At 31.4% G+C, this 17521-nt stretch carries 17 protein-coding genes; 13 read left to right on the forward strand and 4 right to left on the reverse strand.

The window, feature by feature from the left end:
• The first annotated feature begins 36 nt into the window (after nucleotides 1-36).
• Nucleotides 37-1215 (forward strand): AIR synthase related protein, encoded by a 1179-nt coding sequence (locus INR78_RS09075; RefSeq protein WP_223076256.1) that lies wholly within the window; start codon nucleotides 37-39, stop codon nucleotides 1213-1215.
• Between the two features lie 15 nt (nucleotides 1216-1230).
• A complete protein-coding gene (locus INR78_RS09080; RefSeq protein ID WP_223076257.1) occupies nucleotides 1231-2181 on the forward strand; it encodes a DUF3078 domain-containing protein in 951 nt (316 codons plus the stop codon).
• Nucleotides 2182-2364: 183 nt separating this feature from the next.
• Here the strand turns inward: INR78_RS09080 and INR78_RS09085 are convergent, their stop codons facing one another.
• Complete coding sequence (locus INR78_RS09085) at nucleotides 2365-3027, reverse strand: ATP-binding cassette domain-containing protein (RefSeq protein ID WP_223076258.1); 663 nt, start codon at nucleotides 3025-3027, stop codon at nucleotides 2365-2367.
• Between the two features lie 426 nt (nucleotides 3028-3453).
• On the opposite strand from INR78_RS09085, the gene prfA reads away from it, so the two are divergent.
• The 5 genes from prfA to INR78_RS09110 all read left to right on the forward strand — a co-directional run bounded on the left by prfA (nucleotide 3454) and on the right by INR78_RS09110 (nucleotide 8127).
• Nucleotides 3454-4530, forward strand: a complete 1077-nt coding sequence (gene prfA / locus INR78_RS09090) for a peptide chain release factor 1 (RefSeq protein WP_027880737.1) — start codon at nucleotides 3454-3456, stop codon at nucleotides 4528-4530.
• 20 nt (nucleotides 4531-4550) lie between these two features.
• On the forward strand, nucleotides 4551-5912 hold the full coding sequence (locus INR78_RS09095) for a DUF5723 family protein (RefSeq protein ID WP_223076259.1): 1362 nt from the start codon (nucleotides 4551-4553) through the stop codon (nucleotides 5910-5912).
• Between the two features lie 128 nt (nucleotides 5913-6040).
• A complete protein-coding gene (locus INR78_RS09100) occupies nucleotides 6041-6487 on the forward strand; it encodes a hypothetical protein (RefSeq protein WP_223076260.1) in 447 nt (148 codons plus the stop codon).
• Between the two features lie 24 nt (nucleotides 6488-6511).
• Nucleotides 6512-7327 (forward strand): orotidine-5'-phosphate decarboxylase, encoded by an 816-nt coding sequence (gene pyrF / locus INR78_RS09105; protein WP_223076261.1) that lies wholly within the window; start codon nucleotides 6512-6514, stop codon nucleotides 7325-7327.
• Nucleotides 7327-8127 (forward strand): ABC transporter substrate-binding protein, encoded by an 801-nt coding sequence (locus INR78_RS09110; protein ID WP_223076262.1) that lies wholly within the window; start codon nucleotides 7327-7329, stop codon nucleotides 8125-8127. The genes pyrF and INR78_RS09110 overlap by 1 nt, the downstream gene beginning before the upstream one ends.
• On the opposite strand, the gene INR78_RS09115 is transcribed toward INR78_RS09110, so the two are convergent.
• The 3 genes from INR78_RS09115 to purU form a co-directional block, all read right to left on the reverse strand.
• Nucleotides 8095-8292 (reverse strand): Lacal_2735 family protein, encoded by a 198-nt coding sequence (locus tag INR78_RS09115; protein WP_223076263.1) that lies wholly within the window; start codon nucleotides 8290-8292, stop codon nucleotides 8095-8097. The genes INR78_RS09110 and INR78_RS09115 overlap by 33 nt on opposite strands.
• 246 nt (nucleotides 8293-8538) lie before the next feature.
• The gene (locus INR78_RS09120; RefSeq protein ID WP_223076264.1) at nucleotides 8539-9240 is read right to left on the reverse strand and encodes a DUF4197 domain-containing protein; all 702 of its coding nucleotides are present in this window, start codon (nucleotides 9238-9240) and stop codon (nucleotides 8539-8541) included.
• Between the two features lie 183 nt (nucleotides 9241-9423).
• Nucleotides 9424-10272, reverse strand: a complete 849-nt coding sequence (gene purU / locus INR78_RS09125) for a formyltetrahydrofolate deformylase (protein ID WP_223076265.1) — start codon at nucleotides 10270-10272, stop codon at nucleotides 9424-9426.
• A 146-nt stretch (nucleotides 10273-10418) separates the two neighbouring features.
• On the opposite strand from purU, the gene INR78_RS09130 reads away from it, so the two are divergent.
• The 6 genes from INR78_RS09130 (at nucleotide 10419) to INR78_RS09155 (ending at nucleotide 17432) form a co-directional block, all read left to right on the forward strand.
• Nucleotides 10419-13862 (forward strand): methylmalonyl-CoA mutase family protein, encoded by a 3444-nt coding sequence (locus INR78_RS09130; RefSeq protein WP_223076266.1) that lies wholly within the window; start codon nucleotides 10419-10421, stop codon nucleotides 13860-13862.
• 265 nt (nucleotides 13863-14127) lie between these two features.
• Nucleotides 14128-14631, forward strand: a complete 504-nt coding sequence (locus INR78_RS09135) for an antitoxin Xre-like helix-turn-helix domain-containing protein (RefSeq protein WP_223076267.1) — start codon at nucleotides 14128-14130, stop codon at nucleotides 14629-14631.
• 4 nt (nucleotides 14632-14635) lie between these two features.
• Entirely contained in the window at nucleotides 14636-15094 is a 459-nt protein-coding gene (locus INR78_RS09140; protein ID WP_223076268.1) for an RES family NAD+ phosphorylase, read from the forward strand.
• A gap of 33 nt (nucleotides 15095-15127) precedes the next feature.
• On the forward strand, nucleotides 15128-15745 hold the full coding sequence (locus INR78_RS09145) for a DEAD/DEAH box helicase (RefSeq protein ID WP_223076269.1): 618 nt from the start codon (nucleotides 15128-15130) through the stop codon (nucleotides 15743-15745).
• Between the two features lie 77 nt (nucleotides 15746-15822).
• Entirely contained in the window at nucleotides 15823-16335 is a 513-nt protein-coding gene (locus INR78_RS09150) for a VOC family protein (protein WP_223076270.1), read from the forward strand.
• Nucleotides 16336-16346: 11 nt separating this feature from the next.
• Nucleotides 16347-17432 carry an SMP-30/gluconolactonase/LRE family protein gene (locus INR78_RS09155; protein ID WP_223076271.1) on the forward strand — a complete coding sequence of 362 codons (1086 nt, stop codon included), beginning with the start codon at nucleotides 16347-16349 and terminating at the stop codon, nucleotides 17430-17432.
• The last annotated feature ends 89 nt before the right edge of the window (nucleotides 17433-17521 follow it).

Below are 17521 nucleotides of genomic sequence, written 5' to 3' on the forward strand. Positions count from 1 at the left end.
TTTTTTATAAATATCTTTGTAGCTTAACACAACACAATGAGTTCCGAAATTTCTAAACGCTACAGTCAAAGAGGTGTTTCTGCTTCAAAAGAAGATGTACACAACGCCATAAAAAACATAGATAAAGGATTATTCCCAAAAGCCTTTTGTAAAATTGTGCCAGATTACCTAACTAATAATTCTGACTATTGTTTAATAATGCACGCAGACGGTGCAGGGACAAAGTCGTCTTTAGCATACATGTACTGGAAAGAAACAGGAGATTTATCAGTTTGGAAAGGTATAGCGCAAGATGCTTTAATAATGAATATTGACGATCTTCTTTGTGTAGGAGCAACAGATAATATTATGTTGTCTTCAACCATAGGAAGAAATAAAAATTTAATTCCAGGTGAAGTTATTTCGGCAATAATTAATGGTACAGAAGAGTTAATTGAAGAACTTAAAAACTTTGGAGTAACTATACATTCAACAGGTGGAGAAACAGCAGATGTCGGTGATTTGGTAAGAACAATCATTGTAGATTCTACGGTAACAGCAAGAATGAATAGAGCAGATGTTATTGATAATGCTAATATCAAAGCAGGAGATGTTATTGTTGGATTAGAAAGTTTTGGTCAAGCTACTTATGAAAAAGAGTATAATGGCGGAATGGGAAGTAACGGTTTGACTTCTGCAAGGCACGATGTTTTTAATAAATATTTAGCTAAGAAATATCCAGAAAGTTTTGATGCTTCAGTGCCAGAAGATTTAGTGTATTCTGGTCAAATTAAATTAACAGATAAGGTAGAGAAATCGCCAATAGATGCTGGTAAATTAGTGTTGTCTCCAACGCGTACCTATGCACCAATTATCAAGCAAATTCTTTCAAAATATACAAGCGAAGATATCCATGGGATGATTCATTGTAGTGGCGGAGCGCAAACAAAAATTCTTCACTTTATAGATAATTTACATGTGATAAAGGATAACATGTTTTCAATTCCACCATTATTTAAACTCATACAAGAGCAGTCAAAAACAGACTGGAAAGAAATGTATCAAGTATTTAATTGTGGTCACAGAATGGAATTGTATGTTAATCCTGAAGTAGCAGAAGAAATTATAAAAATTTCAAAATCATTTAATGTTGATGCTCAAATCGTTGGACGTGTAGAAGCTTCTTCAACAAAAAAACTTACAATAGAAAGCGAATACGGAACGTTTACCTACTAACAATAAACTATAATTATGAGATTTTTTCTTTTAATCTTAGCTGTTTGTGTATCCCAAATAACACAAGCGCAAGAAACAGATTCGATTGTAAAAACCCTAGATACTTTAACTTGGAAACAAGTTAATCGTGTAGGTTTAGATATAAATGAGGTTACGTTTGTAAACTGGAGTGCTGGTGGTGCTAATTCAATTTCGGCACTTTTAGCTCTAAATTCTAGCTTACGTTACAAGAAGAATAATTTAATATGGTTTAATGCTATAAGAACACGTTATGGTATTAACAAACAAGAAGATCAATTACTAAGAAAAACTGAAGACGAACTTGAGTTAATCTCTACAATTGGTTACAGAAAAGACACGATATCTAATTGGTATTTTTCAGGTAGATTTAACTTTAAAACACAATACTCTAATGGGTATAATTATCCTAATAGAGATAATCCTATTTCTCGTTTTATGGCACCAGGATATGTGTTTGTAGGAGGAGGAGCAGAGTATGGTAAAAACATAGAAAAGCTTTCATTTTATTTATCACCTTTAACCTTTAAGGGGACATTTGTATTAGACCAAAAATTAGCAGACAATGGTGCGTTTGGTGTAGCACCAGCAGTTTATGATATAGACGGAAATAAAATACAAGATGGAGAAATGATGCGGACCGAAATGGGGATTTTAATAACCAACGCCTACGAAGCTCAAGTTATGGAGAATATTTACCTACGTAACCAGTTAAGCTTGTATACAGATTATTTAAACAGTTTTGGTAATATTGATGTAGATTGGGAAGTAGTGTTTGACTTTAAAGTAAATAATTTTGTAAAAGCTACGTTAGGCTCTCATATCAAATATGATAATGATATTAAAATTATAGAAGAAGCCGAGACCGAAGAAGCAGAAGCTGTAGAACGTGGTGCATCTATACAATGGAAACAACTTTTAGGAATAGGAGTTGTGGTAGATTTTTAGTATGTATAATTGTTGATTCTTTTAATAATTTTTTTGTTTTTTTAATCTACTTCTGTCTATTAAAAAGAGCTTTCTTTTTTACTACTTTTGTTTACTTAATCATTTTAGCAGATGTTTTAGGCTATGTTGCTAATTACTTTGATGATTATTTCTTTAATTATTTAGAGAGGTTTTTTCTACTTTTTAGTTTAAAGTACCAGGACTTAAATAGTTGTAATCTTCTAATTCATTAATGTTCTTAATTAGTTTAGTACATCCATTTTTAAGTAAATAAATATCATCAGAAATGTCTATGACGACTTCATAGTTATGATCTGTCAAAATGATTGCTTTTTGTTTTTTCTCTATTTTAATAAGGCTTTTTATTTTTTCAATATATAAAGGTGAAATATTAGAAAAAGGTTCGTCTAAAAATATAATTTCTGAAGTTTTTTTTAGGATTAAATAAATTTCAATAATTCTTCTTTGTCCACCAGAGAGCTCATTAAATTTTGAATGTTTGAGATTAGAAAACTCTGGAAAATTTTCAATAAAATTATTCCATTTCACATTAAATAGTTTAAAAATAGAAATTATTTTAGAATGATTTGGTGTATAATGAAACTGAGGTAAAAATGCTACTCTTTTAGTTAGATATAGTTTTTTTATTAGCGGTTTTTTATCAATTCTAATATTGCAATATTTAGCTTTTAATGTTCCAAAAGCTATGTTGATTAGGCAACTTTTTCCTGATCCGTTTCTACCTAAAATACTTGTGATTTTACCTGTTTCAGCTCTTAGATAAATTCCATTTAAAATGCGTTTATCTTTAAAATATAATTCGATATTATCTATTTCTAAAACCAAAATTTATACAGTTATAAAGTTAATTAAAGAGAAAAATAATATGTTAAAAATAAGATCGATTACATATATAGACGCAAATAACTTAAAATTAGAAATACCTAAAATTTTATACAGCATCAATTTTTGATTTCCGTTAGTTTTAATCAATACGTAATAGGTGAAAAGAAGTAATAAAATTTTAACAATTAAAATAAGCCTTATATCAGGAGTTTGTATCAAAACAAAAAGTAAATTTATAAGTAATGACCAGATAAAAAACGATTTATATAAATAGAAAATACTTTTTAATTGTTTGATCATGTATGCTATAAAAATAGTTTTTGTTTGTAATAAAGATATGTATTAATTATTTAGTGTTTGATCAGTATAATTAAATATTGCAAATTCATAAATTATCGTATTTTTGCTTTTCAACAAAAAAGATAGATGTTAGAGAAGTTACAAATTGTAAAACAACGTTTTGATGAGGTTAGCGATTTAATAATCCAACCAGATATTATATCAGATCAAAAGCGTTATGTAGAGCTAAATAAAGAATATAAAGACCTTCGTGTATTAATGGATAAGCGCGAAGAGTATATAGAGCTTACCAATAATTTAAAAGAAGCAGAAGAAATTATTTCTGACGGAAGCGATGCCGAAATGGTCGAAATGGCTAAAATGCAATACGACGATGCTAAAACAGGTATCCCTAAATTAGAAGAAGAAATACGTATGCTCCTAATACCAAAAGATCCACAAGATTCTAAAAATGCGGTAGTCGAATTACGTGCAGGAACTGGAGGAGACGAAGCTAGTATCTTTGCTGGTGACTTATTTAGAATGTACACTAAGTATTGCGAAGGTAAAGGTTGGAAAGTAGACGTTGTAGATTATAGCGAAGGTACAAATGGTGGTTTTAAAGAAATTCAATTTGAAGTATCTGGAGAAGACGTTTACGGCACATTAAAATTTGAAGCAGGTGTACATCGTGTACAACGTGTACCACAAACCGAAACTCAAGGACGTGTGCATACCAGTGCAGCAACTTGTATGGTATTTCCAGAAGCAGAAGAGTTTGATGTAGAAATAGACCCTAAAGATGTACGTATAGACTATTTCTGTTCTTCAGGACCAGGAGGACAGTCTGTAAACACAACCTACTCTGCAGTACGTTTAACGCATACACCAACAGGTTTAGTAGCACAATGTCAAGACCAAAAGTCGCAACATAAAAATAAAGAAAAAGCTTTTAAAGTATTACGTTCTAGATTATATGATTTAGAATTAGCAAAAAAGATGGAAGAAGAAGCTGCTTTAAGAGGAACAATGGTAACAAGTGGAGATAGAAGTGCAAAAATTAGAACATACAACTATCCTCAAGGACGTGTTACAGACCATCGTATTGGCTTAACTTTATACGATTTATCAAACATCGTTAATGGAGATATCCAAAAAATTATAGACGAGCTACAATTAGCAGAAAACACTGAAAAGTTAAAAGCTAGTGACGAGACTATTTAACCTTAACTAAACCAATTAAAATGAAATTTTTAAAAATCGCTATTATATTATTGGTTTGTAATATAGCCAATGCACAATCATTTATAGGTTATACTTCAGATAACTATTCTGGTTTGCATGGTGTTGCATTAAATCCAGCAAATATTGTAAACTCAAAATTTAGAACTGAAATAAACTTAGTATCAGCATCATCTACATTTAATAATGATTATTTTGTTGCAGATTTTAACGAGTTGTTTTCAGGTGAAGACTTTGACGACTCAAGAACAGAACCTAAAGACAATAACAACTTCACTATAAGTGCAGATGTAATGGGACCGTCTTTTATGCTTAATCTTTCGCCTAAATCAAGTATTGGTATCATTACAAGAGGTAGAGTTTTTTCTAACGTTAATGAGCTAAGTGGTGTTTTATTTGAAAATGTAGAAGACAACTTTGATGATAACTCAGACTTCACAATAGAAGAAGATAATTTTACAATAACTACACACGGTTGGGCAGAGTTTGGTGTTGCTTACGGACATGTATTGTTAGATAATAATCAACACTATTTAAAAGGAGGCGCAACGATAAAGTACTTAAGAGGTTTTGGTAATGCATATACTATAGGGTCTAACTTACTTGTAGATTATAATGCTAATACTTTTATAAATGGAGATGGACAAATAACATCAACAGGAACCATACAATACGGTAGCTCTAATGCATTTAGTGCAGATGGAGATGGCGATTTTAAACTTGAAGATAACGCACAAGGTTTAGGTGCAGATTTAGGGTTTATTTACGAGTGGCGAAAAGATCCTTTAGATATAGATAATATGTCTAACGCAGCATACAAACTTAAATTAGGAATAAGTATAACAGATATAGGAAGCATTAATTACAAAGATGCAGATGTAAAAGTTTATGATGTTACTAACTCTATTAATGAAGCACAGTTTAATTCTGAAGAAGATTTTGAAGATAAATTAGATGCATTCTATACATTAGTAGAAGAAAGAGATGCAACAAAAGTATTGCTTCCAACAGCATTGCATATAACAGCAGATTATAATTTGGATTCTCAATTCTTTTTAAACTTTAGAAGTGATTTATCATTAAGAAAAAAAGGAGAAGTCAACACAAACTCTATAGACAATACATTTACACTTACGCCAAGATTTGAGCGTAAGTGGGTAAGTGTTTATTTACCTTTAGGCGTATCAGAATATAGTGGTTTTCAAGCAGGTTTTGGTTTTAGAGCAGGACCATTATTTATTGGATCTCAAACAATTTTAACTAATCTGTTATCAGATTCAAGTCAAGCAGCAAATATATACGCTGGTTTAAAAATTCCAATCTACAAAAAAGGAAAATCGTATTCTAAAGCAACAAATGACTAAAAATATAAGCCTCTTTTTGAGGCTTTTTTTATAAAACTAATACATTGTCTACATAAAATTTGAAACACTTATTATTCATATTTTTTATTATAATTACTTCTAATAATTTGATTACCAGTCAAAACTTCTTGAGTAGTAATCAGGATTGTATATTTGACCAAACAACTCAAACTGACGAGTTTTTAAAAAATATTGAAGAATTAAAAGATTATGTATGGTTTGATGATGAAAAGAAAGCTGAAATTATTCTAAATGCCCATTGGGCATTGACAATAAAAAGAGGTGGATGTGATCATTTTGAGCTTTCTGCTGAGTTTTTTTATGAGAGACCGTTAGACTTTAAAACGAACAAGAAATTAGTATTTGATAATATAATCTGGATTACAAATTTACTTAATGAGTTTGATGGAGATATTATTAAAGAATGTCTGGAGAAAGAAAAATACTCTATAACAGAAGAAAATGAAAATAATTTATTTATCAATTTTCTAGATGAAAGAATTTATGAAAGCTACTTTATGTCTTATGAAAGCGATACAACAACAACTTTTATGGTTTCATATACTATCTATTAATTATTTTTATTTAAAGTACTAAACATGACAACACAACAACTAATAGACCAAATCAAAAAAAAGAAATCCTTCCTTTGTGTGGGATTAGATGTAGATTTAAATAAAATACCACAGCATCTTTTACAAACCGAAGATCCTATTTTCGAGTTTAATAAAGCTATAATAGATGCAACACATCATCTTTGTGTGGCATACAAACCAAACATTGCATTTTTTGAAGCGTATGGTTTAAAAGGTTGGCAAGCTTTAGAAAAAACAATTAATTATATAAACAAAAATCACCCAGAAATTTTTACAATAGCAGATGCAAAACGTGGTGATATTGGTAATACTAGCACTATGTACGCTAAAGCCTTTTTTGAAGATTTAGCGTTTGATAGTGTAACCATAGCTCCATATATGGGTAAAGATTCAGTCGAGCCTTTTTTAGCATTTAAAGACAAACATACCATACTTTTAGCGTTAACCTCTAATCAAGGTGCTTTTGATTTTCAAACTAAACTTGTTGATGGTAAAGAACTTTACAAACAAGTGTTAGAGACCTCTAAAACATACGCTAATTCAGAAAACTTAATGTACGTAGTTGGTGCTACAAAAGCTGAGTATTTATCTGAAATTAGAAAAATAATACCAAATAGTTTTTTATTAGTTCCTGGTGTTGGTGCACAAGGAGGTAACATTCAAGAGGTATGTAAATATGGTATGACCAAAGATGTAGGTTTGTTAATTAACTCGTCAAGAGGTATTATCTATGCTTCAAACCAAGAAGACTTTGCACATGCAGCAGCACAAAAAGCAGAAGTATTACAAAAAGAAATGCAAGCCATTTTAGAAGCATAATGACAGACCATTTAGGTAATCATATTGATATAAGTGTTACGCCAAAACGTATTGTTAGTTTGGTACCTTCTCAAACCGAACTGCTTTATGATTTAGGTTTAGAAGAAAGCATTGTAGGTATTACAAAATTTTGTGTGCATCCACTTCATTTTAAAAGTACAAAACAAGTTGTAGGTGGTACAAAAAACATTAAAATAGAAAAGATTAAGCAGCTTAATCCTGATATTATTCTATGTAATAAAGAAGAAAATACGCCAGAAATTGTAGAAGCTTGTCAAGAGATTTGTCAAGTTCATGTGTCAGATATTGTAACTATAGAAGACTGTTTGGATTTAATAACAGATTATGGAGTAATTTTTAAAAAACGCACCAACGCGCAACGTATTTCAGATAAAATTCAATTTCATTTAAACAATTTTAAAACATTTATTAAAGCCGAAAAAGTTTTAAAAGTCGCCTATTTTATTTGGAGAGAACCATGGATGGTAGCAGCAAACAATACGTTTATTAATCATTTATTAGAGCTAAATAAATATCAAAATATTTACGCAAATTTAGAGCGTTATCCAGAAGTCGAACTAAAAAAAATAAGATTACAAGGCGATCCAGAAATTGTCTTTTTGTCTAGCGAACCTTATCCTTTTAAAGATGAACACGCTTTTGAAATTGGACGTAAAACACATCATGCAAAAACCGTTTTTGTAGATGGAGAGTATTTTTCGTGGTATGGCTCTAGACTTATAAAAGCGTTTGATTATTTTATAGAGTTAAGAAAGCGATTGAGGACTTTCTCTAACTAAAAACTTAAGTTTATTAAGCTTATCTAAAAGCTTTAAAGCTCTATATTCAGATAAGTCGCTTTCTTCATGGTTAGTTTGACGCAAATTATAAGCTTCTTCAACAAGTTGTTTGTAACGTTTGTTAAGTTTTAACTGCTGTTGTTTTAATTTATCTCTACGACTCATAACTTTTAGAGGTTGATTTTCAGTTATTTAAATTAGTTTATTTATTTGAGGAAAAAAAATAAATCTCTAAATTTTTTATAAAAAAAAGAGTCCATTCGCTTTTTCTTCAAAACAGACTCTTTTAATAACTAACTAAACTAACTCAAGTAAAAGAAAATGAGATAACTCCTTCACTTTTGCAGTGCAAAGATGTGACAAATTGCTAGTTTAAATGTTACCTTAACATTATGCAATTATTATATAAAGTTAGTCTTGTAGTGCAAAAACCTTTTTTAATAATTCTGTACCTCTAGAGCTAACCTTGTTTCTTATTTCTCCTTCTTCAACAGCAATCATAGTGTAAACACCTTTTAATGCTTCGTTAGTAACATAATCTGTTAAGTCTGGATTTACATTGTTAGTAAAAGGTATAGCATTATATTTTGTAATTAAATTAGCCCAAATTTGATCAGCGCCAACCTTATCAAAACTATTTTTAATCACTGGATTAAATTTGTTGTAAAGCTCAGTTTTAGTTCTGCTTTCTAAGTAATCTGTTGCAGCGGTGTCATTACCTAACAAGATGTTTTTAGCATCATTAAAAGTAATCCCTTTAACCGCATTAACAAAGATAGGTGTCGCTTCGCTAACAGCATCTTCAGCAGCTCGGTTAAGTGCTTTAATACCTTCGTCTGCAAGGTTACCTAAACCAATGTCTCTTAAAGCCTTGTCTACTTTCTGTAACTCTTCAGGAAGTAAAATTTTAGCCAATTCGTTTTTATAAAACCCATCAGTTTGAGTTAGTTTAGAGACTTGTTTGTCAATTCCTAAATCTAAAGCTTGTCGTAAACCGTTAGCAATATCTAATTCAGATACTGTTCCTCCTTGCGGTAATTGGTTGACAACACCTTGTAATTCTGCACATGAGGTAAAAGAAATTAATAGTATAAAAGCAAAAAATCGTTTCATTGTAAATTATTTAAAGGTTAAAGGTACTAATTATTAGGGCAAATATTTTGTTAAACTTACGTTGTCTGCAACGTAAATTCAACAAAATACCACGCTTTCGGCAGTCGCTTTTTTGTGTTGCATAGGTGCAACAACACAAAAAGAGCTTCAACAAAGCCTCAATCGTTTTTGCGAGACTTAGGATTAAGAAAAAATAACAGTCTTATTGTTAAACACCATAACTTTTCTTTTTAAATGTAGTTTTATAGCGTTAGCTAAAACTATTTTTTCAAGATCTCTTCCTTTGGCAATCAAATCTTCAATAGCATGTGTATGTGATACGCGTTCTACATCTTGTTCAATAATTGGACCAGCATCTAAATCTTCGGTCACATAATGGCTTGTTGCACCAATAATTTTAACACCACGTTTATAAGCACTATGATAAGGTTTTGCGCCGACAAAAGCAGGTAAAAACGAGTGATGTATATTTATAATTTTATTAGGATACACATCAATTAATCTATTAGAAACAATTTGCATATAACGCGCTAAAACAATAAAGTTTACATTGTGTTTTTTTAACAATTCTAATTGCTTTGTTTCGGCTTCTTTTTTCGTGTCTTTAGTAACAGGGATATGATAAAACGGTATGTTAAAGCTGTCTGCAATTGGTTTTAATGTATTGTGATTGCTAATTGTAAAAGGAATATTTGCGTGCAATTCACCACTATTGTAGCGACCTAAAATATCGTATAAGCAATGATCATATTTAGAAACAAAAATGGCCATATTAGGTAAATCCTCGGTATCGTAAATGCGCCATTTCATTTTAAATTTATCGGCTAAAATAGATTTAAAATCAGCTTTAAATGCCATCATGTTAAATTGTTCAAACTCACTTTCTAGACGCATAAAAAATATATCTTGCTCTCTATCTACATGTTGATCTATATAAACAATGTTTCCGTTATTATTAGCTATAAAATTGGTGACAGCTGCAATAATACCAGATTGGTCATTGCAATTAATTAAAAGCGTTATTTTAGTCATTGATAACTTGTATAGTTGGTTAACTAAATTACTATAAATGAGGCTAAAAAAAATCTTTATTTATTCTTTTAGAATATTTTAATTTTAATCGCAATTTTTTTGAATTATCCGTAAATTGCAGCTCATAAAAAGATAGATTTTTACGAATGGAACAAATCGCACCATACAAACCAAAACATAAAGTACGTATCGTAACTGCAGCATCACTTTTTGATGGGCACGATGCATCCATAAATATCATGCGCCGTATTATACAAGCTACAGGCGTAGAGGTTATTCATTTAGGACATGACCGTAGTGTAGAAGAAGTTGTAAACACAGCTATTCAAGAAGATGTAAATGCTATTGCATTAACATCTTATCAAGGTGGTCATAACGAGTATTTTAAATACATGTACGACCTTTTAAATGAAAAAGGCGCTGGACACATCAAAATTTTTGGTGGTGGCGGCGGAGTAATTCTCCCTTCTGAAATTAAAGAATTGATGGATTACGGGATTACACGTATCTACTCGCCAGACGATGGTCGTGAGCTTGGATTACAAGGTATGATTAACGATCTTGTGCAACAATCTGACTTTGCAATAGGAGATAAGTTGGATGTAAAAGTTGAAGATTTAGCAAAGAAAAACTCAAAAGATTTAGCGCGAGTAATTTCTTCTGCCGAGAATTTTCCTGAAGTAGCTAAAGACACTTTAGATCAAATACACAATAAAAATAAAACATCAAAAACACCAGTTTTAGGGATTACCGGTACTGGTGGCGCAGGAAAATCGAGTTTGGTAGACGAGCTTGTTAGACGTTTTTTAATCGATTTTCCTGAGAAAACCATTGGTTTAATTTCAGTAGATCCATCAAAACGAAAAACTGGTGGCGCATTGTTAGGTGACCGTATTCGTATGAATGCTATTAACTCACCACGTGTGTATATGCGTAGTTTGGCAACGCGTCAATCTAACTTAGCCTTATCAAAATATGTTAATGAAGCAGTTGAGGTTTTAAAAGCTGCCGAATACGATTTAATTATTTTAGAAACGTCTGGTATTGGTCAATCTGATACCGAAATTATAGAACATTCTAATGTTTCACTTTACGTGATGACACCAGAATTTGGTGCTGCAACACAGCTGGAAAAGATAGATATGCTTGACTTTGCAGACTTAGTAGCTATTAATAAGTTTGACAAAAGAGGCGCTTTAGATGCTTTAAGAGATGTGCGTAAACAATACATGCGTAACAATAACCTTTGGGACATTCCGCAAGATAAATTGCCTGTTTTCGGGACTATCGCATCGCAGTTTAATGATCCAGGAATGAATACGTTGTACAAAACGGTAATGGATAAATTAGTTGAAAAAACAGAAACTGATTTAAATTCGACATTTGAAATTACAGATCAAATGAGTGAGAAGGTTTTTGTTATTCCACCAAACCGTACGCGTTACTTATCAGAAATAGCAGAGAGCAATCGCGCTTATGATAATACAGCTGAAGTTCAAGTTGAAGTCGCTCAAAAATTATATGGAATTTATAAGACGATATGTTCAGTTGGTGATGTCACCTTGAGCGCAGTCGAAAGGTCTTTTTTAGGAAAACAAGGTTTAGATCAAGATGAGATCCTGAATCAAGTTCAGGATGACAAAAAGGATTTCATTAAAATGCTTATCGCAGAATTTGATCGTGTCAAACTAAACCTAGATCCTTACAATTGGGAAGTCATCACAGGTTGGGAAGATAAAGTAAATAAATACAAAGCGCCAATTTATAGCTTTAAAGTGCGTGATAAAGAAATAAAGATTGAAACGCATACCGAGTCACTTTCGCATTTACAAATTCCAAAAGTAGCGTTGCCAAAGTATCAAGCTTGGGGAGATATTTTAAAATGGACGTTGCAAGAAAATGTACCTGGAGAATTCCCATATACTTCTGGATTATATCCGTTTAAACGTAAAGGTGAAGATCCAGCACGTATGTTTGCTGGAGAAGGTGGACCAGAACGTACCAATAAGCGTTTTCATTATGTAAGTCAAGGTATGCCAGCAAAGCGTTTATCTACAGCTTTTGATAGTGTAACCCTTTATGGTAATGATCCAGATTTACGTCCAGATATTTATGGTAAAATTGGTAATGCAGGAGTTAGTATTTGTTGCTTAGACGATGCTAAAAAACTGTATTCAGGATTTAATTTGGCAGATGTAAAAACATCGGTAAGTATGACTATTAATGGTCCTGCACCAATGTTATTAGGCTTTTTTATGAATGCTGCAATAGACCAACAATGCGAGATTTATATCAAAGAAAATGGTCTTGAAAAAGACGTTGAAACTAAAATAGCTAAGATTTACAAAGATAAAGGTGTAGAACGACCAAAATACCACGGAGATTTACCAGAAGGTAACGACGGTTTAGGGTTAATGTTATTAGGTGTTACTGGTGATCAAGTATTACCAGAAGCTGTTTATAACGACATTAAAATCAAAACCATTGCCCAAGTAAGAGGTACAGTTCAAGCCGATATTTTAAAAGAAGATCAAGCTCAAAATACGTGTATATTCTCCACAGAGTTTGCATTACGTTTAATGGGTGATGTGCAAGAGTATTTTATAGATAATAATGTACGTAACTTCTATTCGGTATCTATTTCTGGTTACCATATTGCAGAAGCTGGTGCAAATCCAATTACACAGTTAGCGTTGACATTATCTAATGGATTCACTTACGTGGAATATTATTTAAGTCGCGGTATGGATATTAATAAGTTTGGACCAAACTTATCCTTCTTTTTCTCAAACGGAATCGATCCAGAATACGCTGTAATTGGTCGTGTAGCAAGACGTATTTGGGCAAAAGCTTTAAAAAATAAATACGGTGCTAACGCTAGAGCGCAGATGTTAAAATATCATATCCAAACATCTGGTCGTAGTTTACACGCGCAAGAGATAGATTTTAATGATATTCGTACAACGCTGCAAGCGCTTTATGCGATTTACGATAACTGTAATTCGTTGCATACTAATGCCTATGATGAAGCGATTACAACGCCAACAGAAGAATCTGTACGTCGTGCTATGGCAATTCAGTTAATTATCAACAAAGAGTTAGGGTTAGCAAAGAACGAAAATCCGTTACAAGGATCTTTCATCATAGAAGAATTAACCGATTTAGTTGAAGAAGCTGTGTTAGCAGAATTTGATCGTATTACAGAACGTGGCGGCGTTTTAGGAGCTATGGAAACGATGTACCAACGTAGTAAAATTCAAGAAGAAAGCTTGTATTATGAAACGTTGAAGCACAACGGAGATTTCCCTATAATTGGAGTAAATACCTTCTTAAGTAGTATAGGATCGCCAACAGTAATACCTGCGGAAGTGATTAGAGCAACAGAAGAAGAGAAGCAAAATCAGATTAAAACCTTAGAAAATTTACACAAAGGAAATGAAACTGAAAATATGCTTAAAGAGCTTCAGCAAAAAGCCATAAACAACGAAAATATTTTTGAAGCCTTAATGGATGTTTGTAAAGTATGTAGTTTAGGTCAAATCACTTCAGCATTATTTGAAGTTGGTGGACAATATAGAAGAAATATGTAAGCAGGATTCCAGTTTTGAAAAGCATAGCGCATTCAAAATTGTGAATATCGTTTATACTGAGCAAAATCGAAGTATCTTTTAAGTAAACTTTTTTAGAATTTTAAATATCGTTTGCTTTAGTGAAAAAAATACTAGTTAAAAGAAAGGCAATCTTTATTACAAGATTGTCTTTTTTTATTCCTCTAGCTTAATAATTAAGTTAAAAAGGGATAAAAATTTTTAAAACACGACAAAAATAATTATATTTGTGACAAATGTCGTTGTTATGAAAACGTATAAAACAGAAAATACAATACATAGTTTGGCTAATGAGCCAGAACAGTTTTATAATTTAAACTCTAAGTATGATAAAATGGTTAGTGTTTTAGGAGGAAGTTTAAATTTAGGACAACCAATTAATAATGAATTAGATCTTATAGATATTAGCCGTAAAGGATTACCTAAGTCTGTAATAGTAACATTAAGTGGTTTATTGGGTATTTCTATGGAGAAAATGAGTGATTTAATTCATATTTCACATCGTACAATACAGCGTAAAAAATCTGATGATTTACTTAACGTTTATAGTACAGAGCAAATCTTAGAAATTGCAGAAGTTATTTCTAAAGGTATAGAAGTATTTAATTCTTTAGAGGTTTTTACAAAGTGGTTACATCAAGATATTAGATATTTAAATTTTCAAAAACCATTAAATTATTTAGATACTAGTTTTGGTACTAAAATGGTTTTGGATATTCTTGGACGTATAGAACACGGTGTATATTCTTAAAATCATGAGATTATTTAGAATAGCCAAAAAAAATTACATCGAAGATTTAAGTGGTGAAGGCGCTAGGTTATTTGGTGGACGATGGAATAAAAGAGGAACAAATATGCTTTATTTTTCGACGTCTTTATCTTTATGTGTTTTAGAAGTTTTAGTTCATTTTAATCAAGATTTAGCACCAACTGATCTGTATTTTATAGAAATAGATGTGCTAGATAAATTAATTAATGATGAAGAAAATTTTACTGAAATTTCAGAACATCTAAGAGTAAATCCGCCACATCATAGTACTCAAAATTATGGTACTAATTGGGCAGATGAAGGTGCTAGTTTGGGACTTAAAGTACCTTCGGCAATTCTTCCTTTAGAAAATAATGTAATTATTAATCCCAAACATTCAGAATTTAAAAAAATAAAAATTATAAGATCCGAGCTATTAAATTTAGATGCTAGAGTATTTTTATAATTCAAACTAAAATTTAATTGTAAACTAAATTACATGTCTTTTAAAAAATACCATCCTTTATTAAAAGAGTCTTTGGAAACATTAGGTATTGAACAGCCTAATGCTTTTCAGAAAAAAATATTACCCATTATAAAAAGTGGTGCAAGTGTGTATGGTATTGGACCAAAAGGATGTGGTAAAACGACTACTTTAATTATTTCTGTGATTCAAAAATTAAAAGCTGAAGCTTTTGAAGATTCGCCAAGAGCATTAATTTTGGTAAAGGACAGGCAAGAAGCATTACAATTAAAAGAAAAATTTGAAGCCTTTACAGCAAATACAGATTTACGATTGTATTGTGCATATGCCGCTAAAAACTTAGAAACTCAACGCGAAGACATTTATTATGGTGTAGATATTTTAATAGCAACACCAAAACAGTTAAGCAAATTATATCACTTAAATAGTGTGCATACTGGCGAGTTAAAATTGTTTGTGGTACATGATGCAGATTTTATAAATAGAGATAATAATCATAATTATATTTTAAGATTAACCGAAAGTACACCCAAAGCGCAGTTTGTAATTTTCTCTGAAAATTTCAATTCTAAAATAGCAGCGTATCAAGATAGCTTTATGTTTAATGCAAGAATGGTGAAGGTAAAATCATAAATTTTATAATACCTATAACATGCTTTCTTTTAATTACCCAATAACTTTGCTAGCTATAATAATTATAAAACAAAGTTATGACAACATATCCAAAACGATTTTCGCACATTGGTATTACAGTACCAGATATTAATAAAGCTGCAAAATTTTATTCAGAAGTAATGGGTTGGTACACCATTATGCCACCATCTTTAGTAAAAAAAGAAACCGATACCGCTATAGGGCAAATGTGTATAGATGTGTTTGGCGACGATTGGGAAACCTTTGAAATTGCACATTTGACAACGTCAGACGGTATAGGTGTAGAGCTATTTAGTTTTCCTCACGGAAAAAAAGAAGCACCAGAATTTAATCCATTCAATACAGGTTTGTTTCATTTTTGTGTACAAGATCCTGATATTGAAGGTTTAATTGAAAAAATTGTTGCTGCTGGCGGAAAACAACGTATGCCAATTAGAGAATATTATCCAAACGATAAGCCTTATAAAATGTGTTATGTAGAAGATCCTTTTGGGATTGTTTTTGAGATTTATACGCACAGTTATGAGTTAACCTATTCGTCTGGTGCTTATGCAAATGAACACAAATAAAATAGTTTAAAATGAAAAAGATAATCATATTATTGTTATCTGTTGTATCGTTTTTTGCTTGTAATAATGATACAAAAAAAGGAGCAGAAACCGCTAAAACAACAGAATCAACTTCTGAAAATAAGCAAGAGATTATTGAAGTAGCAAGTTTTAAAGGTCAGCAAGTTACAGGAGTAACGGTAACAGAAAATGGTCGTGTATTTGCTAACTTTCCTAGATGGCGTGATACGGTTAAATATTCGGTAGTCGAGGTGTTTGAAGATGGTTCATCTAAGTCGTACCCAAATGACATTTGGAATTTATGGCAACCAGACGATCAGCCAAAAGACGATCAATTTTTAGGTGTACAATCTGTAGTTGCTTTTGAGGATAAATTATATGTTTTAGATACGAGAAATCCTAAATTTTCTGGTGTTGTAGATGTGCCAAGAGTGTTTGTGTTCAACTTAAAGACTAATACTTTAGAGCAAACTTACAAGTTAGATAAAGATAGTTATCATAGCGATTCTTACATTAACGATTTGCGTGTAGATAAGGTAAATAATAAACTATATTTTACAGATTCTGGTCACGCAGGATTAGTCGCTTTAGATTTAAACACAGGAAAAAGTATCCGAATTTTAGATAACCACAAAAGTACAATAGCGGAAGTCTCTGAGCTTACTTTTGATAACGCTATTTGGAAAAATACAGTACATTCTGACGGAATAGCGTTTGACCAAAAAAAGCAACGCTTATTTTACCACGCACTAACAGGTTACAGTTTATACTCTATTCCTGTGAGTAGTTTCAATTTAAAAGATAAAGCTAAAATTGAAGCTTCTGTAACATTTGAAGCCAAAACTGCAGCACCAGACGGAATGATTTTTGATCAAAAGGGTAATCTGTATTATGCCGATTTAGAACACAATAAAATTGATTATATCACACCAAACGGCACTATTAAAACATTAATTGAAGGCGATAAGGTAAAATGGGCAGATACTTTTAGTATTTACGATGGGTATTTATACTACACCAATTCTAGAATTAACGAGGCTTCAGGCGATATAAGTGACTTAAGTTTTACTATAAATAAAGTTGAATTACCAAAATAACGTAAGAATTATGCATCTTTTTTAAAGTTTTATCGTCTATTAAGTGAACCCTAAAAATTTATTCATTTATGAAAACTGATAAATCTTGT

Origin of the sequence: Mesoflavibacter sp. SCSIO 43206 (genome assembly GCF_019904215.1) — a bacterium.
GTDB classification, from domain to species: domain Bacteria; phylum Bacteroidota; class Bacteroidia; order Flavobacteriales; family Flavobacteriaceae; genus Mesoflavibacter; species Mesoflavibacter zeaxanthinifaciens.